Genomic DNA, 25,008 nt, shown 5'->3' with positions numbered 1-25,008 from the left:
TTTGTTTTTTTTGAAATTAATCCCTCACAAATCATCAAAAAATAACCGAAATGTGCTTTTTTTATGTATATTTAACAGATTTTAAGATTCTTAATTAGAAAATACATTCTATGTTTGCAGAAGTTTATTTGTAATCGTTTGAATAATAGCAAATTAAAATACTGTTATGACAATAAAAAATACCACCCTTTCATTTTTCTTAATGCTTACAGCTTCTGTATTTTCTCAGAGTAATCTGGGAAATTCTGGAATAGAAAACAATCCAAAACAAGTTACCTTTTTAGATTCCATTAAAAATTCTTTCGTAAAATATGACCGTACTGTAAAAACAGACAGTTTATGGATGAACCAGATAGGTAATTCTCTCGATATTTATAATGATTTAGCTGCTGAAATAAATACTGTTAACGTTGATAAAGATATAGATGCAGAGCTTCCGACTGAACTGCTGAAACAAAGACTTGCAGTGATGGATGCTAAATCTCCATTTAACATAGAATACAATCAGGGGTTAGAGAATTTAATTAAGTCATTTCTCAAAAACAGAAAAAAGGCTTTCGCCAACCAAATGGCAGTCGCCCAATATTATTTTCCAATTTTCGAAGAGGCTCTGGCTAAACAAAATGTTCCTTTAGAAATCAAATACTTAGCAGTTGTAGAATCGGCATTAAATCCGAAGGCAGTATCAAGAGTCGGTGCAACAGGATTGTGGCAGTTTATGTATAATACTGGTAAACAATATAATTTAAACATTGATTCTTATATTGACGAACGTTCAGATCCTTTGAAAGCTTCAGCCGCTGCGGCACAATATATGACCAATATGTTTGCTATTTTCAATGACTGGGATTTGGTTTTAGCTTCTTATAATTCAGGACCCGGAAATGTAACTAAGGCAATCAGGCGTTCAGGCGGACAGCAGAATTTTTGGAACATCAAAAAACATTTACCGCAGGAAACCCAAGGATATGTTCCCGCTTTTCTTGCTACAATGTACATTTATGAATACCATAAAGAGCATGGCATAAATCCTAAAAAAGCTTTGGTGAGGCATTTTGCAACGGATACCGTAATGGTTAAAAAGGAAATGTCTTTTGCTCAGATTTCAAATCTGCTGGATATTCCAATTGAACAGCTGCAGGCATTAAATCCATCATACAAACGAAATGTGATTCCTAACTATGCCGGCACAAGTCATTATCTGACACTGCCTTCCTGCAAAGTGGGGGTTTTTACTTCAAATGAAGATAAAATTTATGCTTATGTTCAATATGAAATGGATAAAAGAGAAAAAATTAATCAAGGCAGGAAAGCTGCTTTTATCAAAGATTCTACTGCTTTAGCCTCATCTGACTCTAAAATAAAATACTACAAAGTAAAAAAGGGTGATAATTTAGGTGAAATTGCTAAAAATAATAATGTAGCTGTTTCTGATTTGAAAAAATGGAATCATATTAAAGGAAATGCAGTTGCTTCTGGAAAGTCTTTAAAAATTATCATTGAAAAAGATATAGATACTAATACAGCTTTGGCTTCCAATATTGATAAAAATAAAGCAATTATTGTAAAAGATAATACGAATGCAGTAACAGCCGAATCTAAAACAGCAGTTGATAAAAAGGACTCACTGGTTACTGGTGCTACTAATTTTTATGTAGTTCAAAAAGGTGATAATTTAAACACTATCGCCAAAAAATACAATACTACAGTTGCCGAAATTAAAGAGTGGAATCATTTAAGTTCTACAAATTTAAAATTAGGTTCTTCTATTCAAGTAAGCAATGCTGCTGCTGAAACCAATGAAGCTGTTGCCGTAACAGCTGCTCCCGAATTGAGAGATATTAGATATGAAGTTCAGAAAGGTGATAATCTTGGAAGTATTGCCAAAAAATTTGGTTCGTCAGTTGTTGATTTAAAAAACTGGAACGGTCTTCACTCGAATAATTTAGCTCTTGGCAATGTTTTAATTGTTGCTAAAAATGAAGTGGTTATAAATACGAATAATGCTACTGCAGATTCATTTAAGAAAAAAGAAATGTCTTCTTCTTTAAAAAATGATGAAATCAATTATTTAGTGCAAAAAGGAGATTCTTTATTTAGTATTTCAAAAAAATATCCTGGAGTTACAGTATCTGATTTAAAAAAATGGAACAATATTTCTGGCGATGATTTAAAACCGGGTATGGGTTTAAAAATAAAAGGATAGACTTCGTTTAAAATTTCACTTTAATGTTTAAAAATTTCACTTTTGCTTTTGCACTTGTTCTGCTGTTAAATTCGTGTGCTGTTCAAGATAAAAATTTCTCAGAGAATGACTGGTATGCTTTTACTAAAACAAGCAGCCAAAGGATTAAAGCTTCAGATGTCTATGAGTTTGCTGACGGAATGATTCGTATGCATGGAGATAAAATTGGTTATCTGATGACGAATAAAAGTTATAAAAACTTTGAGCTGGCTTTAGAATTCAGATGGAATATTGAAGAAAAATTTAATAAAAGCAAAGCCAAAAAAAATAGTGGTGTAATGTATAACATCCCTATAGATTCACCTGATAATATATGGCCAAAAGGAATTCAATTTCAAATGAAAGAGAATACTACCGGCGACTTCATTTTTTTGGACAATATAACCGCAGTAGTAAACGGGAAATTAGTTGAACCTGGAGCTAGTGTTACTTCGCCTAAATTCAGCGATAATGAAAAACCTTACGGAGAATGGAATCAGGTTTTGATTCGCTCATTCAACGGAAAAATCACCCAATATTTGAATGGAAAATTAGTAAACCAATGTGTGGAAGCTTCTTCCAAAGAAGGTAAAATTTCTTTGAATTATGAAGGTTCGCCTATCGATTTTAAAAATATTCGATTAAAAAATATTTCTAAAGAAGAAAACTAAATTTTTCGAAAGGCTTTTTTTATTTTTGATAATTAATTGCCCTATCAATGAATAAAAACCTTTTTCTGTTTTTTTATTTTCTTACGCTTTTGTTCTTTTCCTGCAAAAAGCAAGATGACGATGTGCCAAGAAAATCGACTGGTAAAATCAATACAATTTCGGTGGTTATTGATGATCAGCTGTGGAATGGCATTATTGGTGACAGCATTCGAAATAAATTTGCAAGTCCAGTAGAAGGTTTATCTACCGAAGAACCCCAATTTGATATTAACCAGTATCCTATCAATGTGATGGAAGGTTTTGTGACCAAAAGCAGAACGATTATTGTCATTAAGCAGGGGGAAGAGAATAATTTTACCATTAAAAAAAATCAGTACGCAGCTCCTCAGAATGTTATCCACATTACTGGCAAAACCCTTTCGGATTTATTGAGCATTATAGAGAAAAGATCACCGCAGATTATTAAAATCATTCAAGATGGCGAAATAAAGGCACATCAGCTTTTGTTAAATGACTCTTTAGTGGATCCGACAGCAATTCAACAACAGTTTAATCTTTTATTAAAAATTCCCAAAAAGTATTCTTATGTCCTTAAGAATAAGAGTTTTGTTTGGCTTAAAAGCGAATTTTCCAGCGGAAGCACCAGTTTACTGATTACGCAGCTGCCTATTAACACCATTAATGCACAGGACAATGTGCTAAATAAAGTAGTAAAAGTGCATGATTCCATAGGTGATTTGTATATTAGAGGCAAAGAGCCGGCTTCTAGTCTGTATATAGATAAATCATATCCTTTTTATCTGTCGAAGATTACCCTTGACGGGAAACCAGCTTATGAAACCAAAGGAACATGGAGGTTAAAAGACAGTTTCATGTTTGGTGCGTTTGTAAATTATCTGATAATTGATTCAAAAAATAACAGAATCATTTACCTAGACGGATTTTGTTATGTCCCTTCACGGGAAAAACGGAATCACATGCACGAATTGGAATCGATTATTAAAGGCGTCAAGATAAATTGATTTTTATTTTCAGAGAGATACCCAAAGAAAAGCAGTAAAATAGATTGAAGATTTTTGATTTCAGATGGAAATAACTATTAAATCAGCTAAATAGATATTTACCAACACCAAATCTGAAATCAAAAATCGTTAATCTTCATTCAAAAATCTCTTAATTTAATTACATCGAGTGTAATCCTTCGTGCATCTCTGCGAAATAGCTTTTCAATCTCATAATCCATAATTTGTGGAAATTTGCGTAATTTGTGGCTGATTTTTTTCTCAACTTAAAAATAAATATTACCCCATGTCTATAGAATGGAAAATAAAGCCCTTTGAGGCATTAACTGTAACCGAGTTGTATGATATACTCCAATTGCGAAGCAGGATCTTTGTAGTGGAGCAGAACTGCGTCTATTTGGATATTGATGGCAAAGACAAACTAGCTCTGCATCTTTTCGGAATTTATGAAGATAAAATTATTGCACACGCTAGGCTTTTCAAATCAGGAATTACTTTTGATAACGCTTCTATTGGAAGAGTTGTAGTTGATCGGGATTACAGAGACCGAAAATGGGGGCATGATTTGATGCAAAATGCAATTGCAGGTATTTTGGAACATTTTGGTGAAAGCCAAATCACCATTGGAGCTCAATTGTATCTGAAGAAATTCTATGAAAATCATGGTTTTGTACAGTCAAGCGAAATGTATCTCGAAGATGATATTCCGCATATTGAAATGATTAAGAGCTGATTTAATTTATATTCGAGTTAATCCACAACTATGATTTTTGACTTAAAACCAATAGAAGATTCAATACTGATGACACTGCCTGAGCGACAGTATAAATTTGTATTGATTTTTTGTAATTCAGGTGAAGTGAAAATTGAAATCGACAATCAGCTTTATGAAATTAACGAGGGTCTTTTTTTGACTATTACTCCAAAACAATATTATCAGTTTATAGAAATTAACAATTGCGAAGGCAGTATTTTAGAATTTACTTATGACTTCTTCTGTAAAGATGAAAAGGCTGTTGAACTTATTTACCATAACGGATTATACTGTCATTTTGGATTAAACGAACTCATTAAAATATCCGATGAAAACAGTTTAAAAAGGGTTACGGATTATTATGATTCATTGAAAAGTGAATTAATCAACAAACCATTTGAATACGAAACAAGTCTGCATTCCATTTTGAAACTGCTGATTATTGAAGTAAGCAGATGCAAGATAATGCAGCAGGAAAGACCGCTTTATAAACCGGATGCACTGTTTCTGCAGTTTTTAAATTTAATCAGAGACAGCTTTGAAAAACGTCTCACTGTAAAAGAGTATGCTCAATTACTGCATATTTCGGAACAAAAATTGAATGAGCTTACTAAGAAAAACACCAACGAAACGACTCAGCAGCTCATTAATGATTTAATTATTCTGGAAGCCAAGCGTTTATTTAATTATGAAAACCTGAATGTAAAACAAGTTGCCTTTAAGTTAGGGTTTGACGACAGCCATTATTTTTCGAGGTTTTTCAAAAAACAGACTGCCACTCGTGCAAAAGACCATTTGCGTTCTCTCTTGACAGAATAGTAAAGTCCACCATTTTTAAAGTTTTGTCCATTTTTTAGCGAAAGCCATCCTCATAGTTTTGTATTATAATTTAAATCAAACAAAAATGCAGACACAAAGAATTGACATCAACACAGTAACGTCAGGTGCTTACCAATCACTTATTCAATTGGACAAATATGTTACCGAAACAAATCTGCCAAAATCACTCTGCCATCTTATCAAAGTAAGAGCCTCATTAATCCTTGTGCATACAGTCACACAGTAATGATGCACTGGCAGGCGGCGAAACGTCCAAGAGACTTTTGGCTTTGAATGCCTGGGCAGATTCTCCTTATTTTACGAATGAAGAAAGAGCTGTTTTAACCTTGACAGATGAAACTACTCTTATTTCAGAAAACGGGGTTTCAAACGAAACTTTTAACGAAGCAGTTCAAGTTTTGGGCGAAGAGAAAGTTTCGCATGCGATTATGGCAATTGCCTGTATTAATGCTTGGAACAGAATAGGAAGAGCCACTTTATTAATTCTACAATAACAAAATGATTGAAATTAAAACAGCAGTTACTGATCAAGACATAGCTTTCTGCTGGGAGGCTATGTCCCTTTTGCGCCCTATGCTAAAGGAGAATGAATTTGTAAATCAAATTAAGGAAATGCAAAAAGAAGGCTATACACTTCTATATATTTCCGATGATGATAAGGCCGTTTCATTAGCGGGTTACCGATTTTGGACGATGCTGTATTGCAGCAAACTGTTATACATAGACGATCTTTCGACTCTCGAAAAATATCGAGGCAAAGGATATGCATCGGCATTACTTAATCATATTTATGGTATTGCCAAAGAACAGAATTGTAAATCGGTGCAGCTGGACAGCGGTCCCGCACGAACTGATGCGCACAAGCTTTACTTCAAAGAAAATTTTACAATAAACGCATATCACTTTAATAAGCAGTTATGAAACAAGAGAAAATAATTGAATGGTTTTTGAGAATTTCACTAAGTGCTGGATTTTTATCAGCAACTGCAGACCGTTTCGGGTTATGGAGCAAAGAATTGTCTGCTTGGGGAAATTGGGGAGCTTTTGCAAAATATACAAATACACTTATGCCTTTTTGAATTATAATTTAGCTTCTATTGCTGGCGGAATAGCTGCTTTTCTTGAAATCGCTTTTGCAATTGCGCTGCTGACTAATTTCAAAAGTGAGCTGATTGCCAAATGCACCGGTGTTTTACTGCTTCTTTTTGGGTTATCTATGGTAATAGCTGTCAATTGTAAAGCACCGCTTGACTATTCTGTTTTTAAAGCTTCTGCGGGGGCATTTATTGTCGATGGAGAGATACAGTTTCATTCAGGCTGACAGTGGTAATTGATGTTTTTAGCTGTCATTTACAATCGTTGCAGGTTTTAAAAAAACGAAAGCCCCACTTGATGCGGGGCTTTTATATTATTTGTCGTTTTTAGGCAAAAAATTTAATTAACAGTAATTAGGCTGACATCAAAAATCAAAACTGAACCGCCTGGAATACCATTATAATTGTAGCTGCCATAACCTAAATGTGCAGGTACCAAAAGAATACCGCTTCCGCCTTCTTTAAAATAGGTAAGTCCTTCAGTCCAGCCCTTTATTACCTGCTGCAGGTTAAATGAAATCCCAGTGTTATTTTGATCAAAAATAATTTTGTTTGTAAAATAACCTTTGTAAGTCACTTTTACGTTTGAAGTAGAGGTAGGCTGTTTTCCTGTCCCCGCTTCGTTAATTACATAATACAAGCCAGAATCTGATCTTTTTGCATCCAGTTTGTTATCTGCAATATATGCTTTAATTTCTGCTTCATTTTGAGCAGTATAATCTATTGCCGCAGGCAATTCATTGTCGTTGTTGGTACAAGATATAAAAAGTACGGCTATAATCGCCAAAATTGAGTATTTCATAAGTTTTTTAATTATTGTTGGTCACAAATATACTTTTTTGAGTTCATATTAGTAATAAGATTTTCTCAAAAAAATCCAAACAGGCATCCATTTCATTGTGTATTTCTTGGATAGGATGTCAATTTGAATCCAATTGTAAATGGTGGAAAATCAATACTATATTTCTTTTTGAGCACAGATTGCGGCGAATTGCTTCGCCAGTTCGGCTTTCAGCCTCATATACAAGACCAATCTTACTAAAAACATCAAATCTTTCTGCTTCCAAAAAAGTTGAAATCACAATATTCCGCTAAATATCAAGTGAAAATCCTAAAAAATTCACTAATTTTGCGCCCGATTTCGAACCAACACTATCGGAATCAACATATATTTCTCAACTTAAACTGTTTATAGCATGCAACTGTACAACACCTTAAGCGCAGAAGAAAGAGCCATCATGATCGATGATGCCGGTAAACAACGACTAACGTTGTCATTCTATGCGTATGCCAAAATTCAAGATCCTAAACAATTTCGCGACGATTTATTTGTAGCCTGGAATGCACTCGATGCTTTGGGCCGAATTTACGTTGCCAACGAAGGCATCAATGCCCAAATGAGTATTCCTGCCGAAAATCTGGAGGCTTTTAGAGCGACTCTGGAAGTCTATGATTTCATGAAAGGCATTCGTTTGAATGAGGCTGTTGAGCATGATGATCATTCCTTTTTGAAACTGACCATCAAAGTCCGTCACAAAATTGTTGCTGACGGTTTGAACGACGATACCTTTGATGTTACCAATATAGGCGTTCACCTGAAAGCCAAAGAATTCAACGAAATACTTGAAGATCCAAACACGATTGTAGTAGATTTTAGAAATCACTACGAAAGTGAAGTGGGGCATTTTAAAAATGCCATCACTCCTGATGTAGAAACTTTCAGAGAGAGTCTGCCAATAATCAATGAACAGCTTCAAGACCACAAAGAAGATAAAAACCTGGTAATGTACTGCACCGGAGGTATTCGTTGTGAAAAAGCGAGTGCTTATTTTAAACACCAAGGTTTTAAAAATGTTTTTCAATTAGAAGGTGGAATCATCAACTATGCAAAACAACTGAAAGAAGAAGGTCTTGAAAGCAAATTCATTGGTAAAAACTTCGTGTTTGATAATCGTCTAGGTGAAAGAATTACCGATGATATTATTTCGCAATGCCACCAATGCGGGAAACCTTGCGACAACCACACCAATTGTGAAAACGACGGCTGTCATTTATTGTTTATCCAATGTGACGAATGCAAAAGTGCGATGGAAAACTGCTGTTCTACTGAATGTCTTGATATTATTCACCTGCCATTGGTGGATCAGGTGCGATTGAGAACTGGGCAACAGGTTGGAAACAAAGTTTTCAGAAAAGGAAAATCGGAGAACCTAAGATTCAAACATTCGGGTGACTTACCAAATACAGCTTTGGCTCCTGCAGAAAAAACTGTCGATATTCGTCAAAAAGTAAAAGTAAAAAAAGTGCTTCTTGGCAAAGCGGAACATTTTTACGTGAAAGCGAGCGTTGGTCAATTTACTATTGAAAACCACGAACTAAACAGTGGTGACAAAATTTTAATCTCTGGCCCGACAACAGGTAATGAGGAATTAGTTTTAGACAAAATTATCGTAAACGGAGCTGCAACTCCAACGGCTAAAATTGGCGATAAAGTGACTTTTGAAGTTCCTTTCAGAATTAGATTATCGGATAAAATTTACAAAATTTTAGAATAGTTTATCATGACAGCAACAAACAAAATTGAACTCATGGCTCCCGCTGGGAACTTTGAGTCGCTTCAGGCTGGATTAGATAATGGCGCTGATTCTGTTTATTTCGGAGTAGAACAATTGAACATGCGTGCCCGTGCCACGGTAAATTTTACGATGGACGATTTACCCGAAATCGCCCGCCGTTGCGAAGCCCAAAATGTTAGAAGTTATTTAACGTTGAATACTATTATTTACGATCACGACTTATCGGTTGTCAAAACATTATTGAACAAAGCCAAAGAAGCCAATATCACTGCGGTGATAGCCTCTGACCAAGCAGTCATTGCAATGGCAAGAGGAATTGGAATGGAAGTTCATATTTCGACACAGTTGAATATCACCAATATCGAAACCATCAAATTCTACAGTCTTTTTGCCGATACGATGGTTTTGAGCCGTGAATTGAGTCTGCGACAAGTAAAAAAAATCACGGAACAAATCGAAAAAGAACAAATCAAAGGGCCAAACGGTAAACTTGTTGAAATCGAAATTTTCGGTCACGGTGCTTTGTGTATGGCCGTTTCGGGGAAATGCTATTTGAGTTTGCATTCGCACAACTCATCGGCAAACCGTGGTGCCTGCAAACAAAATTGCCGTAAAAAATATACCGTTATCGATCAGGAAACGGGTTTTGAAATCGAGTTGGACAACGAATACATGATGTCTCCAAAAGATTTATGTACATTGGATTTTCTGGATCAGGTAATCGATTCGGGCATTCAAGTATTGAAAATTGAAGGCCGAGGCCGTGCTCCGGAATATGTTGCTACCGTAATAAAAACCTACCGTGAAGCAATTGACAGTTATTTCGAAGGTACTTTTACCAAAGAAAAAATAGCAGTTTGGATGGAAGATTTGAACACTGTTTATAACCGTGGTTTTTGGTCAGGTTATTATCTTGGTCAGGAATTAGGTGAATGGAGCGATGTTTCGGGATCGATGGCGACACAGAAAAAAGTCTATGTGGGGAAAGGAACCCATTTTTTCCCAAAAGCGGCAATTGGACAATTCAAAATCGAAGCTTACGACATAAAAATCGGTGATAAAATATTGGTAACAGGTCCAAGCACCGGAGCGCAGGAAATGGTTATTGAAGAAATGTTTGTGAATGACACTACAGCAGAGAAAGCAACGAAAGGTGACGACTGTACTTTGAAACTTCCTTTCAGAATCCGAATGTCCGACAAATTATATAAAATCGTAGAAACCTAATGGTCATTGTTACGCTACAAAGGGACAAATGTATTGGCTGCAATTATTGCGTAGAAATGGCACCAGTTCAATTTCGAATGTCCAAAAAAGACGGAAAATCGGTGTTGATTAAAAGCGTGAATGCTAAAGGTTTTTTCACTTTGAAATCACCCGACCACACGATAGTTGAAAGTTGTGAGCTGGCAGCCAAAGCTTGTCCGGTGAAAATTATTACGTTGAAAGAGACTTAGAAATTCGTAAAAAAACTACTTTTTTATTTTGCTATCTTTACATTTGTTCCAATTCAAATCCAATGATTTTAGAATAACATTGACAAATAGTTATGAGTGAAGATCTAAAAAAGTTTATTTTATATACCGCGCCAAACGGAGAAATTCGTGTTGATGTACTGCTTCAAAATGAATCGGTGTGGTTGACTCAAAAAGCAATAGCAGAGTTGTTTGGCGTTAAAGTTCCAGCTATAAGTAAACATTTTAAGAATATTTTTGAAGAAGGAGAATTGGTAGAATCTTCAGTTATTTCCAAAATGGAAACAACTGCTTCTGATAATAAAAATTACATTACAAGTTATTATAATCTCGATGCTATAATTTCAGTTGGATACCGAGTAAACTCTACAAAAGCAACCCAATTTAGAATTTGGGCAACTCAAACTTTAAAAGACTATATTATAAAAGGTTTTGTATTAGATGACAATCGTTTAAAACAAGGTCAGGTTATTTTTGGAAAGGATTATTTTAAAGAATTACTTCAAAGAGTTCGTTCTATCCGGGCGAGCGAAAGAAGAATTTACCAGCAGGTAACCGATATTTTTGCCGAATGCAGTATTGATTATGACAACAATTCAGAGATCACTAAAAACTTCTATGCAACAGTTCAGAACAAATTTCATTTTGCCATAACCGGCAAAACTGCTGCCGAAATAATATTTAATACTGCCGACGCCCAAAAGGAAAATATGGGACTGACTACCTGGAAAAACAGTCCAAACGGAAGGGTTTTAAAATCGGATGCGGTGATTGCAAAAAACTATTTACAGGAAAAAGAAATTAAACAGCTGGAACGAACAGTAACAGGTTATTTTGATTACATTGAAGGATTGATAGAAAGAGAAAATACTTTTACAATGGAACAATTAGCAACAAGTGTTAATAAATTTCTCGACTTTAACGACTATAAAGTTTTGGAAGGAAAAGGGAAAATTTCTAAAATTCAGGCTGATAAAAAAGCAATTGCCACTTATGAAGTCTTCAATAAAACACAAAAAATAATTTCTGATTTTGATAAGGAAATAAAAAAACTCAAATCATAATACCATTAATTTCTTAATTCCGCCTTCAGCTTTTCAGCAAAACTTTACATTTTTTTTGGCATTTTTACCCCTTGCGACTTAAACCAAAAAAATACTATCTTTACAGATTAAATCTTTTAAGAACTTAAATTGCTTTTATAGCAATACTACATATAGCATTATGGCATGTACAAGTTGTTCAACTTCTGATGGCGGCGCACCAAAGGGTTGTAAAAATAATGGGACTTGCGGCACCGACAGCTGCAACAAATTAACGGTTTTTGACTGGCTTTCGAACATGAGTTTACCCAATGGAGAAGCTCCTTTTGACTGTGTGGAAGTCCGTTTTAAAAACGGCAGAAAAGAATTTTACCGAAATACCGAGAATTTAACATTAAGCATGGGGGATATAGTGGCAACTGTTGCTTCGCCTGGACATGACATTGGAATTGTAACCCTTACAGGAGAATTGGTAAGAATTCAAATGAAGAAAAAAGGGGTGAATCCTGCCGGTAATGATGTTGCTAAAATTTATCGCAAAGCATCTCAAAAAGATATCGATATTTGGACTGTAGCCCGAAACAAGGAAGAGCCGATGAAGGTTCGTGCCCGTGAATTGGCCATTGCCCAAAAACTGGAAATGAAAATTTCGGATATTGAATTTCAAGGTGACGGCTCTAAAGCGACTTTCTATTATACTGCCAATGACAGAGTCGATTTCAGACTTTTAATCAAAGATTTTGCTAAAGAATTCAGCACCAGAGTTGAGATGAAACAAGTAGGTTTCCGTCAGGAAGCAGCTCGTTTAGGCGGAATCGGTTCCTGCGGAAGAGAATTATGCTGTTCTACTTGGCTGACTGATTTTAGAAGTGTGAACACATCAGCTGCACGTTATCAGCAATTGTCTTTAAATCCTCAGAAACTTGCGGGTCAATGCGGTAAACTGAAATGCTGTCTTAATTACGAACTGGACACTTACATGGATGCCTTAAAGGATTTTCCTGAATTTGATACCAAATTAATTACTGAAAAGGGAGATGCCATTTGCCAGAAACAAGACATTTTCAAAGGTTTAATGTGGTTTGCTTACACTAATAATTTTGCTAACTGGCATGTTCTAAAAATTGAGCAGGTAAAAGAAATTATTGCTGAGAACAAACTAAAAAACAAAGTTTCTTCGTTAGAAGACTATGCGGTTGAAGTTGTTTCTGAGCCAGAACAGAATTTTAATAACGCAATGGGTCAGGAAAGTTTAACACGTTTCGATCAGCCGAAAAGAAAGAAAAAACCAAACAAAAAACCAAGAGCTGCGGGTGAAAAAATGATTGTACCAAACAATGGTAATAATGCAAACAATCAAAATAAGCCGGCAATTCAGAAAAATAATACCCAAAATAATACAAAATCAGGCATTGACCAGAAAGAGAATCCAGTCAGAGAAAATCCGAATGGTAATAATGCCAATAGAAACCGCAAGAAAAACAACCGCAAAAAACCAAACGGTAATCGTCCAGCTGGTGCTGAGAATAAATCAGAAGAGCCTAGAAAACCAATAATTATTAAAAAAAATGAGAATAAAGAATAGTCTTTTACTGATTTTCGCTGCAGTGCTTCTTTTTTCATGTGATAAAAAAAGAGTTTTTGATGAGTATAAATCTGTAGGAAGTGCTTGGAACAAAGACAGTATTGTTACTTTTGATCTGCCTGTTTTGGATTCTACAAAAAGATACAATTTATTTGTAAATTTAAGAGATAACAACAATTATAAATACAGCAATTTGTTTCTTATTGTTTCTTTGGAAAGTCCTAATGGATATACCAAAGTTGATACTTTAGAATACCAAATGGCAGCACCTGACGGGACACTGCTAGGAGATGGTTTTACAGATCTTAAAGAGAGCAAATTATATTACAAAGAGAATGTCCGTTTTAGAGGTAAGTACAAGGTGCATATTAAACAAGCGGTCAGAGAAAACGGAAAAGTGCCTGGCGTAGCTTTTTTGGACGGGATTACCGAAGTTGGTTTTAGAATAGAAAATAAAGATTAGAACACGATTATGGCTATCAAAAAAAATAACCCTCAGACAAAAAACATCAATAAAGATGTGAAATATTATTCCAGAAAATTTTGGAAAATTTACTTCTACGGACTGGGAATTATTGCTTTATTCTTCCTTTTTGCTTCATGGGGTCTTTTTGGATCTATGCCTTCGTTTGAAGATTTAGAAAATCCAGATTCTAATTTAGCAACCGAAATTATTTCTTCTGACGGAGTTGTTTTAGGTAAATACTTTAAGCAGAACCGTTCCCAATTAAAATATTCGGACTTGCCAAAAAGTCTAGTTGACGCGTTAGTCGCTACCGAAGACGCACGTTTTTACGAACATTCAGGTATAGACGGAAGAGGAACATTAAGAGCTATCGCAAGTTTAGGAACAAGCGGAGGAGCGAGTACTTTGACGCAGCAGTTAGCAAAACAGTTATTTCACGGAGAAGGATCGAAATTTTTACCTTTCCGTATTGTGCAGAAAATGAAAGAATGGATTATTGCCATTCGACTGGAAAGACAATATACTAAAAACGAAATCATTGCAATGTACTGCAATGTGTATGATTTTGGAAATTATTCTGTAGGCGTAAGCTCAGCTGCCAAAACGTATTTTTCTAAAGAGCCAAAAGATTTAACTACCGATGAATCAGCTATTTTAGTAGGTATGTTCAAAAACTCAGGACTTTATAATCCGGTTAAAAATCCAGTTGGTGTAAAAAACAGAAGAAATGTGGTGCTTTCTCAAATGGAAAAAGCAAAACTCATTACCGAAGATCAAAAACACCAATTGCAGAGTCTGCCAATTACATTGCATTTCAAATTAGAAAGCCATAGAGAAGGTACAGCAACTTACTTTAGAGAATACCTTCGTGAATACATGAAAAAATGGGTAGAAGAAAATAAAAAACCTGATGGTTCTGACTATGATATTTACAAAGACGGTTTAAAAATTTACACTACAATAGACTCCAGAATGCAGGCTTATGCCGAAGAAGCCGTTTCGGCGCACATGGCTAATATGCAGGAAGAATTTTTTATTCAGTCCAAAACCAATAAAAATGCGCCTTTTGTTAATATTTCTGATGCAGAAACCGATCGCATCATTAATCAAGCAATGAAATCATCTCACAGATGGGCTGTTTTAAAGGAACAGGACAAAAGTGACGAAGAAATCATTAAAACCTTTGGCGAAAAAACCAAAATGACGGTTTTCACTTGGAAAGGAGAAAGAGATACTATCATGACTCCAATGGATTCCATCCGCTATTACAAGCACTTTCTGCAGGCTGGAGTAATGTCTATGGAGCCACAAACAGGTAATATTAAAGTTTGGGTTGGTGGAATTAATTACAAATATTTTCAATACGATCACGTAGGACAAGGAGCCAGACAAGTAGGATCTACGTTCAAGCCTTTTGTATATGCAACTGCAATCGAGCAATTGAATATGTCTCCTTGTGACTCTATACTCGATGGTCCGTTTATGATACGCAAAGGACGTCATCATGTAACCGAAGATTGGGAACCAAGAAACTCTGATAACAATTACCGTGGAATGGTAACTTTAAAACAGGCACTAGCCTACTCCATCAATACAGTATCGGCAAAATTAATTGACAAAGTAAGTCCAGAAGCTGTAGTTGAATTAACTCATAAATTAGGAGTAAAATCAGATATTATCAATCAGCCGTCCATTGCTTTGGGAGCTGTTGAGATTACTGTTGAAGATATGGTAGCAGCCTTCAGTACATTTGCTAATCAAGGAGTTTACACCAAACCGCAGTTCTTAACTAAAATAGAGAACAAAAGCGGTGAAGTTATCTACGAACCAATACCGGAATCCCACGATGTTTTGAACAAAGACATTGCATTTGCCATTATTAAACTGCTAGAGGGTGTAACTGAGAGCGGTTCCGGAGCAAGATTGAGAACTCAAGGAGGAGGAAGCGGAGACAACCGATGGACAGGTTATCCGTATATGTTTAAAAACCCTATTGCAGGAAAAACTGGAACTTCTCAAAATCAGTCTGATGGCTGGTTTATGGGAATGGTACCAAACCTTGTAACGGGTGTTTGGGTAGGCTGTGAAGACCGTTCGGCACATTTCAAGAGTCTAACTTACGGACAGGGAGCCGCAATGGCTTTGCCTATCTGGGGGTATTTCATGAACAAATGCTACAAGGACGAGAATTTAAAAATTTCCAAAGAATCTTTTGAAAGACCAGCCAATCTTTCTATCAAAGTAGATTGTTACACACCGCGTCACACCGTTGTGCAAGATTCGACTGCAACTCCAGAACAGGATACAGAGGAGTTCGCATTATAAAAAGCCTTATCCTAATCCATTAGGACGTGACACCGCTAGAACAAGGAGCCCAATATAGCAAAACGCTTATTCGGCTCCTTTTTCTATTGCTGTCGGACTATCCGTGCTGCTTCGGCAGCTAGCTCCTATTCCCTCACCAAAAAAAACAGAAATCAAAAAAAAGAAAGCGGAACAAATATGATTATTTTACTACATTTGATTGCTAAAATCATTTTTATAAATTAATTACGAAATCGATATAGTAATAAAAAAATTATCATGATTAATAAAAAAGTAAATACTGTTCAGGAAGCACTGCAGGGAATTGAAAACGGAATGACACTGATGCTTGGCGGCTTCGGACTGTGTGGCATTCCAGAAAATTCCATCGCCGAATTGGTTCAAAAAGAAACTAAAAATTTAACCTGCATCTCTAATAATGCTGGAGTAGACGATTTTGGTCTTGGTCTGCTTCTGCAAAAAAAACAAATCAAGAAAATGATTTCTTCCTATGTAGGCGAAAATGCCGAGTTCGAGCGCCAGATGCTTTCTGGCGAACTTGAAGTGGATCTCATTCCTCAGGGAACTTTGGCTGAAAGATGCCGTGCTGCTCAGGCTGGAATTCCAGCTTTTTTTACACCGGCTGGTTATGGAACTGAAGTCGCCGAGGGAAAAGAAATTCGTGAGTTCAATGGTAAAATGCATATTATGGAACACGCTTTCAAAGCCGATTTTGCTATCATAAAAGCATGGAAAGGTGACACTGCAGGAAACCTCATCTTTAAAGGAACAGCCAGAAATTTCAATCCGGCAATGGCAGGAGCTGCCAAAATCACCGTCGCCGAAGTAGAAGAACTAGTCGATGCAGGAACTTTAGATCCAAATCAAATTCATATCCCAGGGATTTTAGTGCAGCGTATTTTTCAAGGCGAAAAATATGAGAAAAGGATAGAACAGCGAACAGTAAGAATTAGATAATTAGAAAATGAGGGAATTAGATTAATATAGGCAATACATTATCTAATTTTCTAATTAACACATTAACAAATGGCATTAGATAAAATAGGAATTGCAAAACGAATTGCACAGGAATTGAAAGACCGTTATTTCGTGAATCTCGGAATAGGTATTCCGACTTTGGTGGCAAATTATATACCAAAAGGAATTGATGTCGAATTTCAAAGCGAAAATGGTGTTCTCGGCATGGGGCAGTTCCCTTTTGAAGGAGATGAAGATGCTGATATTATCAATGCGGGAAAACAAACGATTACCACTTTACCCGGAGCTTCCTTCTTTGATTCCGCCACCAGTTTTGGAATGATCCGCGGAAAGCATGTTGATTTAACCATTCTAGGTGCCATGGAGGTTTCAGAGAACGGCGATATAGCCAACTGGAAAATCCCAGGCAAAATGGTTAAAGGAATGGGAGGAGCGATGGATTTAGTTGCTTCGGCTGAAAATATTATTGTAGCAATGATGCATGTCAACAAAGCAGGAGAATCCAAAATATTAAAAAAATGCACCCTGCCATTAACAGGCGTAGGCTGTGTAAAAAAAGTAGTAACCGAATTGGCTGTTTTAGAAATCACATCCCAAGGGTTTAAACTGCTTGAACGTGCACCAGGAGTTACAGTCGAACATATTGTCGCCTCGACTGAAGCCAGCTTGATTGTAGAAGGTGATATTCCGGAAATGATAATTAATTAACATTTTCAGTAAAAAATAATTCTTATAAATTGTTTTTATGACAGAACTTATAAAAGAGGATTCGTTTATAATCGCTTGGAATACTGGATTTTTTGTATTTTAGTCTATAAATTAGCATATAATTTGGATACAGGTGATATGGTGCTGAATTCGATTTTTCCTCAAAAATCAACTTCTGTAGAACTTAAATACTTAAGACTTGATACCTTTATGGCAACTCGACAGAGTTGCTTTTTTTGTTTATGCAGTTTCTCTGAAAGTAACCGCAGTAATTATCATTTCTACCGCAATAATTTTATTCGAAAGGTTAATAATCATACTTTTGAGAAATTAATCTGATTATGAAAAAAAATATCTCCTTTTATGTAATGCACTTTTGTCTGTGCTTCATATTTCTGTTTTTGCCGTATGCTTTTACAGCTTCCGGGAGTATTTTTAGTCTGCCAAAACTGGCAAGTAATCCGCATGACAGAATTTATTTTTTTATTTATTTCTTATTGCTGCTTTTTTTCTATTTCAATTTTTATGTTTTAATTCCAAAGGTTTATTTCAACGAAAAACAAATTCGGTATGCAGTAATTTTGGTGTTGTTTCTATTGTTTTTTCTTTGGATTTCTACAGTTTTTGATACTCCTGACCGCAATTTCCTTGATTTTAGATCTGGTAAACCATTTCCCTCAGGAGAAATGCATCCACCAAAACATGGAGAATTTAAGCACCCGAATGGTTTGTTTCCGAATAAATTTCCTCACCCAGAGTCAAACGGCAAAGCACATTTTGGAGGACCGCCAACACAGTACAGCCATACTATTTTAGTTTACTTGATTGGTGTTGTTTCCAGTTTATTCATTGCTATAAAAATCCGTCTTCAAAAGGTAGAAGAAGATAAAATGAAATCGGAACTGTCATTTTTGAAAGCACAGATAAATCCGCATTTTTTATTTAATACCTTGAACAGTATTTATTCATTGGCGATAAAAAAAGACGATAAAACTGCCGATGCTGTGGTACAGTTATCCGAATTGATGAGGTATATCATTACAAATGCTAATGATGATGTTATCGCATTAGACAAAGAAATTAATTACATCAGTAATTATATACAATTGCAAAAGACCCGTCTGGGAAATACTGTGACTGTTGATTATACAATGGAAGGAAATCTATTTGGTAAGGCTGTTACACCGCTTATTTTAATTTCATTTATTGAAAATGCTTTCAAACACGGTGTAAATCCAAATGAAGATTCTGTAATTTGTATCCGGATTAACATTGTTGGCGAGTATCTGACTTTATTTGTTTCTAATAATAAAGTACAGTCCAAACAAACGGATAGCGGCATTGGACTGCAGAATACAATCGAAAGACTCACACATTTGTATCCCAATAATCATGTTTTGGTAATTGATGATAATTCAAAAACATATCAAGTAACTTTAACTTTAAAAGTAGAATGATAAAAGCGATTGCTCTTGATGACGAACCGCCTGCACTTGAGGTTTTGCAAAATTTTTGTGGTAAAATTGATTTTATCGATTTAGAAAAAACATTTACAAAATCAGAGGATGCTCTCAAATATCTGAAAAAATACCCTGTTGATTTATTGTTTTTGGATATTAACATGCCTGCTATTTCTGGTATTGATTTCTATAAAAAACTGCCTAGAAAAACAATGGTGATATTCACCACCGCTTATTCAGAATATGCTGTAGAAGGATTTACATTGAGTGCCACTGATTATCTGCTGAAACCTATTTCATTTGTACGTTTTGAGCAGGCTGTTGAAAAAGCATACTCCCAATGGAAATCACAAAATCAGAGTTCAGAACAGCAGTATCTTTTTATCCGTGCGGATTACAGTCTGATAAAAATTCTGCTTTCGGATATTTTATTTATAGAAGGACTGGATGATTATCTCAAAATTCATATTCAAAACCAAAAAACAATTGTCGCCAGAATGACCATGAAAGCATTGCTGCAAAAACTGCCAGAGTCTGAATTTATTAGAGTACACCGTTCTTTTATTGTTTCCATCTCTAAAATAGAAAAAGTGAGAAGCAAAATAATTTACATAAATGACGAAGAAATTCCAGTAAGTGCGAGTTATGAGGCTACCTTTTTTGCCTTGCTCAATCAACAGTAATTTAGCATTTGCAGTTAAAAAAGGATACTATTATCTTATTTACCTCTTAAAATCATGACATTACCTCATAAATTTTAGTACATTTAAGTGTTTAAATACTTTTACAGCAGTAACCTTAAAATTGTATTTAGCATGGAAAGAAAAGATTTTTTAAGAGGATTAGGTTTAGCAGGATTGGGGTCTTTGGCCATTGTTCCAATAATTAACGCATGCAGTAAAGATGATGATGCGGTTTCTGCTTCATCCGATACAACTCAGGCAACAGATACAGGAGGAAGTTCTTCTACTGGAAGCTGTTCTGTTACCGCATCAGAAACAGCAGGTCCGTTTCCAACCAAATCACCTTCTTCATTAGTCACAGCAAATATTGTTAGTGATAGAACAGGAGTTGGATTCACCATCAATATCACTATCAAAAACACCAATGCCAGCTGTGCAGCATTGGCTGGAGCAATTGTCGATATTTGGCATTGCGACAAAGACGGTTATTATTCTGAATATGGAGGAACTACAATGCAGTCTGCCGACTTTACAAGTGTTCATTTCTTAAGAGGCAGACAAACAACCAATGCTAATGGGCTAGTAAGTTTCAAATCAATTTTTCCAGGCTGGTACACCAGTAGAGCTACTCACATTCACGTACATATTTACAACGCTTCGGGAACTTCGTTACTGGTTACTCAAATTGCTTTTCCAGAAGGCTCAGGAAGTGCTGTGGCATTGGTCAACGCATCTACCGCCAATGGATATACAAAAGGATTATCGGGTTATACCTATAATGCTTCAGACAATGTGTTTTCTGACAGTGTTGCCAATGAAATGTCGACAATTACAGGAAGTGTTGCCGATGGTTTTGTGTTGACGCATACGATAAACGTTGCCGGTTAATCACTTATAGAAAAATGATCAAGCAAACTCCAGCCCAAATTTTTAAATCCGATTTACGAGGTATTTCTAAATCGGATGCTTTTCAAAGGCTGTCGGTTTTCAATTTTGAGACGTATCATGATTGGTCCAGAAAACCGTTTGGTACTTTGAAAGTTTTAAATGAAGTGCTATTAGAACCTTCGAAAAAAACATTCACATTCATTGATATTGATACAGAGGTGATTCTTCTGCCTTTGTTTGGTGGCATTGATTATAAAGACAACACGGGTAATGAAGATTTTATCAGAATTGAACAAATAAAGCACATTTCGGCACAAAAAGGAATGTCCTTTGAGGTTTCTAATCCCTATGCATCAGAAACTGTGAGTTATTTGGAAATTTGGTTTTCGGCTAAATCAGCTGGTTTTTGTTTAAATGCCGATAGAATTGATTTTGATTTTTCAGAAAGGAATAAAATGAATCTCCTTTTTGAGTTTGCAGACACTATGGGTTTCATCGGTATTTATGATGGAAGAAAAGAAGGATTTTATACGTTGAAAAATAATTTGAACGGCCTATTTGTTTTTGTAATCAGTGGTGCATTTGAAGTTGAAAACAGATTACTGCAGGCAAAAGATGGTTTGAGTCTTAAAAAAATAGAAACTGTTGAATGGGAAGCTCTCTCAGAGAATGCAGTTTTGTTATTGTTTGAAGTGCCAATAGAAAATTTATAAACCATTATGGATAAAGCTAAAATACGATTGGCTTACCGGATTGAGATTGACAGCAGTTCGGTATTTCTTTGGGATAAATATGTATGGGAAGATACGTTCAAAGAATATTTAATGCAGCATCAGCAGTTTAACTCGAAAGAAAATCCCAAAAACACTTTTAGAGAATTATTGTCGGAAAATGAAAAAGCAGTACAGCTGCATTATTTGGTTGGCATTGCTGCAGAGGGTTATGTTAAACAGTTAAAAGGTAATCTTCACCGCATCACTGATGTGTTAGGAAATAACTATTTACCTTTTGTGAATTATCAGTTGGATATTATCAATACAGACATTACTGATCCGTCAAAACACAAAATCGGTATTACTTTCTATTCCCCTTTTTTAACATTAATAGGTATTGTTGAAGGCAATTATTTGGTTTCAAAAAATTGTGAGTCCGTCAATGGACTGGAAACTTTGATGTTTCCTGTTCAGCCACATTTGTCGATTTGTTATTATGAAAAAAATAATCCTTTATAAATTAATTAGTTTTAAATTGTTTGAATAGCATTATTTAAACAATTTAAAATAATCCTTTTTTATTTTTTTAGAAATATTTTGATACATAACATTAAATAATTAATTGATATTTTAAGAAAAAAAAATGAACTATGTTCTTAATCCTTATGGGTTTATATTGTTTTTAATATCTAAAAATATAATTTTAATCTCTTTTTGTTATTAATAAATCAACTAATTCCCAAAATAAGCATTTATTCCTTATTTAACATTTGTTTAATATTTATATTTTATTGTATATACAACTATTGCAAATATTATACTTTATTTTTGCATATAACAATTTTAAAAAAAATACCACCATGTCAGATTTTTTAAAACAATTTGGAGAAGAAGTAAAAAAAAATATTCCTGGATACATAGCAGTAGCAGTATCTGAAATTAAAAGCGGTATCTCTTATTACAGCGATACTTCAGTACCAAGTTTTGATCCAGAATTAGCTTCAGCATTTAATCTTGAAGTTGTAAAAGCGAAACTAAACGCAATTAGTGCTTTAGGATTAAACGAATCTATCGATGATATCATGATTACGCTAACGAATCAAATACACATCATTGATATTTCAGCAAACAACGAATATTTTATTTATCTAGCAGTTGATTCATCTAAAGCAAATTTAGGTATGACCAAAGCGCTATTGAATAAATACAAAAAAGAAATTGCAGAAAAATTGTAAAAGCTGTTTTTATAAAATTATCTTCAAAAGTTTTACCACCTAAAATCAAAAAAAATACTACTAAATAAATATTTTTTTGATAATTATTAGAAAAACTTATAGCGAGTTGTTAATTGTAACAGCTCGCTATTTTTTGATTTTTATATTCAACTTATTTCTCTCATTTAGTTATGTCTTTTTAACTATTTGAACCCAAACACTAATATAAAACAGCTGGTTAAATTTATCCTCACCCCCTGTCTTCTCAGGAGTCGAAAGAGTACAGATTGTATTATTATATATTTTCGTTTGGTATGAGATAATTTTTCATTCAGCATTCCTAATAAATATGCTGTTTAGGAATAAATTTCATTACATGAATATAATACTCGATTTTTTGGAAAATTTTTTTGAATAAAGAAAACCATTAATCTATTTAATACGTATATAATTTTAACGCAACACAGTTCTTGATGGATATTGGAGAAATAGAAGAAATAAAATCTAACGATTTTCATACAGTAGTTGATATAATTTATGAATCTAAATTAATTGATGAACAATTGCTTGATTTAGAAAACGCAATAGTATCTATAAAACACAAATTAGATAGAAATAAAGCTAAGATTTTTGTAAAAAAACAAAATGGAATTCCTATCGCATTCCTGGTTTTGCATTATAAAGTAAATGTGTTATCTGCAATAAAATACAATTGGCATATATCGTATTTATATGTTAAACCTGAATTTAGAAGAAAACATATAGCAAAAGAAATTATGATGAAATGTATTGACTATGCTAGACGGACTAAAGTAGATCATATCTCTTTAAATACGGATATCGAAAATTATCCTGCACATCAACTATATGAAAGTTTCGGCTTTAATCGCATGAATTTTATTTCAAATTATTATTATTATGAGATAAAAATGAATCCATAATCTTCAATTTTAGATACAGTTTATTAAATACAGTAAAAAAAATATCTCCCCCAAATTATTACACAATGATAAAAAAATTACTTTCCAATTATTTGCAGCATTTTAGAGATTTTTCTTTAGAAGTTAAGATTTTAGCAATAGCAACTTTTATTAATAGATGTGGTGCAATGGTTGTACCGTTTTTGTCTAAATACATGTTAGAAGAACTCCATTTTACCTATAGCCAAATTGGCTGGGTGATGGTTTTTTTTGGAGTTGGATCTTTTATAGGAACTTGGATCAGCGGAAAATTGTCTGATAAAATAGGTTTTTATAAGGTGATGATTTTTAGTTTATTTACTACTGGAATTCTCTTTATTCTTTTGCAGTTTTTAACTACTTTTTATAGTTTTTGCTTCGGAGTTTTACTTTTAACTACGGTGTCAGATATGTATAGACCCGCCATGTTAGTTTCATTAGACACTTATGCTACTAAAGAGAATAGAACAAGAGCATTATCTTTAGTGCGTTCTGCGGTTAATCTAGGTTTTATGTTTGGCCCTGTTATTGGCGGAATAATAATAACTGTTTTAGATTATAATTTTCTTTTTTATATAGATGGTTTAACCTGTATGCTTAGCATTTTAATATTTTACATCTATATTAAAGAAAAGAAATTACCTTATAAATTAAAAGTATTTAAACATTTAAAAGATACTAATTCCGTTTTTGATGATAAACCATTTTTAATTCATCTTTTAGTAACACTGATAACAGGCATTTTGTTTTTTCAAATATTTACAACTTTATCTCTGTACTATAAAGAAGTTTTTAATTTTTCAAGTTTCCAAGGAGCTTTGTTTTTGGCATTGAATGGTGTTTTAATTTTACTTTTTGAGCTGCCAATTGTAAAATATGTTGAAACAAATAAAATCAACAAACTAATGGTCGTTAGTTATGGTGTTTTAGCAATGTCTGTGGCGTATTTGTTTCTGCTGATTGAAGGAAATGTTTTCACACTAATTCTGATGATGCTTTTAATGACAGTAGGTATGATGTTTACTTTTCCGTTTGCAAACTCCTTTGTTAAAAAAAGATCTTTAAAAAATCACGAAGGCAAATTCATGGCAGTCTTTACCATGAGTTATAGTATCGCTCAGATAATAAGCACAAAAACAGGAATGGAAATTATTGGAAATTATGGTTATAAAGCAAATTGGATTTTCTTGTCTGCTCTTGGTTTAATTGGTTTTGTTATTGCTTATCGTTTAGTTTATATCGTAAAAAAGGAAAAGGAAATCTTAAAGGGAAAAATTGTACAGTCTCTTTTTGCTGATTCTAAATGATTGGGTATAATTTATTAAAACAA

28 protein-coding genes are annotated in these 25,008 nt (G+C 34.4%); 27 read left to right on the top strand and 1 reads right to left on the bottom strand.

What is annotated here, in order from left to right; all coding sequences use genetic code 11:
- Positions 1-166 precede the first annotated feature (166 nt).
- The 10 genes from OZP07_RS21715 to OZP07_RS21670 all read left to right on the top strand — a co-directional run bounded on the left by OZP07_RS21715 (position 167) and on the right by OZP07_RS21670 (position 6,832).
- Positions 167-2,206 (top strand): LysM peptidoglycan-binding domain-containing protein, encoded by a 2,040-nt coding sequence (locus OZP07_RS21715; RefSeq protein WP_281636751.1) that lies wholly within the window; start codon positions 167-169, stop codon positions 2,204-2,206.
- Between the two features lie 23 nt (positions 2,207-2,229).
- Positions 2,230-2,895 carry a 3-keto-disaccharide hydrolase gene (locus OZP07_RS21710; protein ID WP_281636750.1) on the top strand — a complete coding sequence of 222 codons (666 nt, stop codon included), beginning with the start codon at positions 2,230-2,232 and terminating at the stop codon, positions 2,893-2,895.
- A gap of 47 nt (positions 2,896-2,942) precedes the next feature.
- Entirely contained in the window at positions 2,943-3,917 is a 975-nt protein-coding gene (locus OZP07_RS21705) for a DUF4837 family protein (RefSeq protein ID WP_281636749.1), read from the top strand.
- A 286-nt stretch (positions 3,918-4,203) separates the two neighbouring features.
- A complete protein-coding gene (locus tag OZP07_RS21700; RefSeq protein WP_281636748.1) occupies positions 4,204-4,650 on the top strand; it encodes a GNAT family N-acetyltransferase in 447 nt (148 codons plus the stop codon).
- 30 nt (positions 4,651-4,680) lie between these two features.
- Positions 4,681-5,490 carry a helix-turn-helix domain-containing protein gene (locus OZP07_RS21695; protein ID WP_281636747.1) on the top strand — a complete coding sequence of 270 codons (810 nt, stop codon included), beginning with the start codon at positions 4,681-4,683 and terminating at the stop codon, positions 5,488-5,490.
- 85 nt (positions 5,491-5,575) lie between these two features.
- Positions 5,576-5,737 carry a hypothetical protein gene (locus tag OZP07_RS21690; protein ID WP_281636746.1) on the top strand — a complete coding sequence of 54 codons (162 nt, stop codon included), beginning with the start codon at positions 5,576-5,578 and terminating at the stop codon, positions 5,735-5,737.
- On the top strand, positions 5,715-6,005 hold the full coding sequence (locus tag OZP07_RS21685) for a carboxymuconolactone decarboxylase family protein (protein ID WP_281636745.1): 291 nt from the start codon (positions 5,715-5,717) through the stop codon (positions 6,003-6,005). Before OZP07_RS21690 ends, OZP07_RS21685 begins: the two co-directional genes overlap by 23 nt.
- A 4-nt stretch (positions 6,006-6,009) precedes the next feature.
- Positions 6,010-6,432 carry a GNAT family N-acetyltransferase gene (locus OZP07_RS21680; protein ID WP_281636744.1) on the top strand — a complete coding sequence of 141 codons (423 nt, stop codon included), beginning with the start codon at positions 6,010-6,012 and terminating at the stop codon, positions 6,430-6,432.
- The gene (locus tag OZP07_RS21675; RefSeq protein ID WP_281636743.1) at positions 6,429-6,590 is read left to right on the top strand and encodes a hypothetical protein; all 162 of its coding nucleotides are present in this window, start codon (positions 6,429-6,431) and stop codon (positions 6,588-6,590) included. The genes OZP07_RS21680 and OZP07_RS21675 overlap by 4 nt, the downstream gene beginning before the upstream one ends.
- Entirely contained in the window at positions 6,587-6,832 is a 246-nt protein-coding gene (locus OZP07_RS21670; protein WP_281636742.1) for a hypothetical protein, read from the top strand. Before OZP07_RS21675 ends, OZP07_RS21670 begins: the two co-directional genes overlap by 4 nt.
- A 113-nt stretch (positions 6,833-6,945) precedes the next feature.
- Here OZP07_RS21670 and OZP07_RS21665 read toward each other — a convergent pair whose 3' ends face one another.
- Positions 6,946-7,407, bottom strand: coding sequence for an FKBP-type peptidyl-prolyl cis-trans isomerase (locus tag OZP07_RS21665; protein ID WP_281636741.1), 462 nt, complete (start codon positions 7,405-7,407; stop codon positions 6,946-6,948).
- 394 nt (positions 7,408-7,801) lie between these two features.
- On the opposite strand from OZP07_RS21665, the gene trhO reads away from it, so the two are divergent.
- From trhO to OZP07_RS21580, 17 genes are all read left to right on the top strand, one after another.
- Positions 7,802-9,160, top strand: a complete 1,359-nt coding sequence (gene trhO, locus OZP07_RS21660) for an oxygen-dependent tRNA uridine(34) hydroxylase TrhO (RefSeq protein ID WP_281636740.1) — start codon at positions 7,802-7,804, stop codon at positions 9,158-9,160.
- 6 nt (positions 9,161-9,166) lie between these two features.
- Positions 9,167-10,408 (top strand): peptidase U32 family protein, encoded by a 1,242-nt coding sequence (locus OZP07_RS21655; RefSeq protein ID WP_194642926.1) that lies wholly within the window; start codon positions 9,167-9,169, stop codon positions 10,406-10,408.
- Positions 10,408-10,638: a ferredoxin gene (locus OZP07_RS21650; RefSeq protein WP_194642924.1), complete on the top strand. Its 231-nt coding sequence runs from the start codon at positions 10,408-10,410 to the stop codon at positions 10,636-10,638. The genes OZP07_RS21655 and OZP07_RS21650 overlap by 1 nt, the downstream gene beginning before the upstream one ends.
- Before the next feature lie 92 nt (positions 10,639-10,730).
- On the top strand, positions 10,731-11,720 hold the full coding sequence (locus OZP07_RS21645; protein WP_194642922.1) for a virulence RhuM family protein: 990 nt from the start codon (positions 10,731-10,733) through the stop codon (positions 11,718-11,720).
- Between the two features lie 160 nt (positions 11,721-11,880).
- Positions 11,881-13,284 carry a PSP1 domain-containing protein gene (locus OZP07_RS21640; RefSeq protein WP_281636739.1) on the top strand — a complete coding sequence of 468 codons (1,404 nt, stop codon included), beginning with the start codon at positions 11,881-11,883 and terminating at the stop codon, positions 13,282-13,284.
- Entirely contained in the window at positions 13,268-13,747 is a 480-nt protein-coding gene (locus OZP07_RS21635; RefSeq protein WP_194642918.1) for a gliding motility lipoprotein GldH, read from the top strand. Before OZP07_RS21640 ends, OZP07_RS21635 begins: the two co-directional genes overlap by 17 nt.
- A gap of 9 nt (positions 13,748-13,756) precedes the next feature.
- Positions 13,757-16,075 (top strand): penicillin-binding protein 1A, encoded by a 2,319-nt coding sequence (locus tag OZP07_RS21630; RefSeq protein WP_194642916.1) that lies wholly within the window; start codon positions 13,757-13,759, stop codon positions 16,073-16,075.
- 258 nt (positions 16,076-16,333) lie between these two features.
- A complete protein-coding gene (locus OZP07_RS21625) occupies positions 16,334-17,032 on the top strand; it encodes a CoA transferase subunit A (RefSeq protein ID WP_281636738.1) in 699 nt (232 codons plus the stop codon).
- A gap of 69 nt (positions 17,033-17,101) precedes the next feature.
- The gene (locus tag OZP07_RS21620) at positions 17,102-17,761 is read left to right on the top strand and encodes a 3-oxoacid CoA-transferase subunit B (RefSeq protein WP_281636737.1); all 660 of its coding nucleotides are present in this window, start codon (positions 17,102-17,104) and stop codon (positions 17,759-17,761) included.
- Positions 17,762-18,102: 341 nt separating this feature from the next.
- Positions 18,103-19,218, top strand: coding sequence for a sensor histidine kinase (locus OZP07_RS21615; RefSeq protein ID WP_281636736.1), 1,116 nt, complete (start codon positions 18,103-18,105; stop codon positions 19,216-19,218).
- A complete protein-coding gene (locus OZP07_RS21610; RefSeq protein WP_281636735.1) occupies positions 19,215-19,904 on the top strand; it encodes a LytR/AlgR family response regulator transcription factor in 690 nt (229 codons plus the stop codon). Before OZP07_RS21615 ends, OZP07_RS21610 begins: the two co-directional genes overlap by 4 nt.
- A 132-nt stretch (positions 19,905-20,036) precedes the next feature.
- On the top strand, positions 20,037-20,792 hold the full coding sequence (locus tag OZP07_RS21605; protein WP_281636734.1) for a dioxygenase family protein: 756 nt from the start codon (positions 20,037-20,039) through the stop codon (positions 20,790-20,792).
- 14 nt (positions 20,793-20,806) lie between these two features.
- On the top strand, positions 20,807-21,505 hold the full coding sequence (locus OZP07_RS21600; protein ID WP_194642904.1) for a pirin family protein: 699 nt from the start codon (positions 20,807-20,809) through the stop codon (positions 21,503-21,505).
- A 6-nt stretch (positions 21,506-21,511) separates the two neighbouring features.
- A complete protein-coding gene (locus tag OZP07_RS21595; RefSeq protein WP_281636733.1) occupies positions 21,512-22,024 on the top strand; it encodes a hypothetical protein in 513 nt (170 codons plus the stop codon).
- 341 nt (positions 22,025-22,365) lie between these two features.
- Entirely contained in the window at positions 22,366-22,740 is a 375-nt protein-coding gene (locus OZP07_RS21590) for a hypothetical protein (protein WP_194642900.1), read from the top strand.
- Between the two features lie 452 nt (positions 22,741-23,192).
- On the top strand, positions 23,193-23,660 hold the full coding sequence (locus tag OZP07_RS21585; protein WP_281636732.1) for a GNAT family N-acetyltransferase: 468 nt from the start codon (positions 23,193-23,195) through the stop codon (positions 23,658-23,660).
- Between the two features lie 65 nt (positions 23,661-23,725).
- The gene (locus tag OZP07_RS21580) at positions 23,726-24,985 is read left to right on the top strand and encodes an MFS transporter (RefSeq protein ID WP_281636731.1); all 1,260 of its coding nucleotides are present in this window, start codon (positions 23,726-23,728) and stop codon (positions 24,983-24,985) included.
- Positions 24,986-25,008 lie beyond the last annotated feature (23 nt).

The sequence above is a fragment of the Flavobacterium marginilacus genome, assembly GCF_026870155.1.
Taxonomy (GTDB): Bacteria; Bacteroidota; Bacteroidia; order Flavobacteriales; family Flavobacteriaceae; genus Flavobacterium; species Flavobacterium marginilacus.
This window is presented reverse-complemented; position numbering and strand designations above follow the sequence as displayed.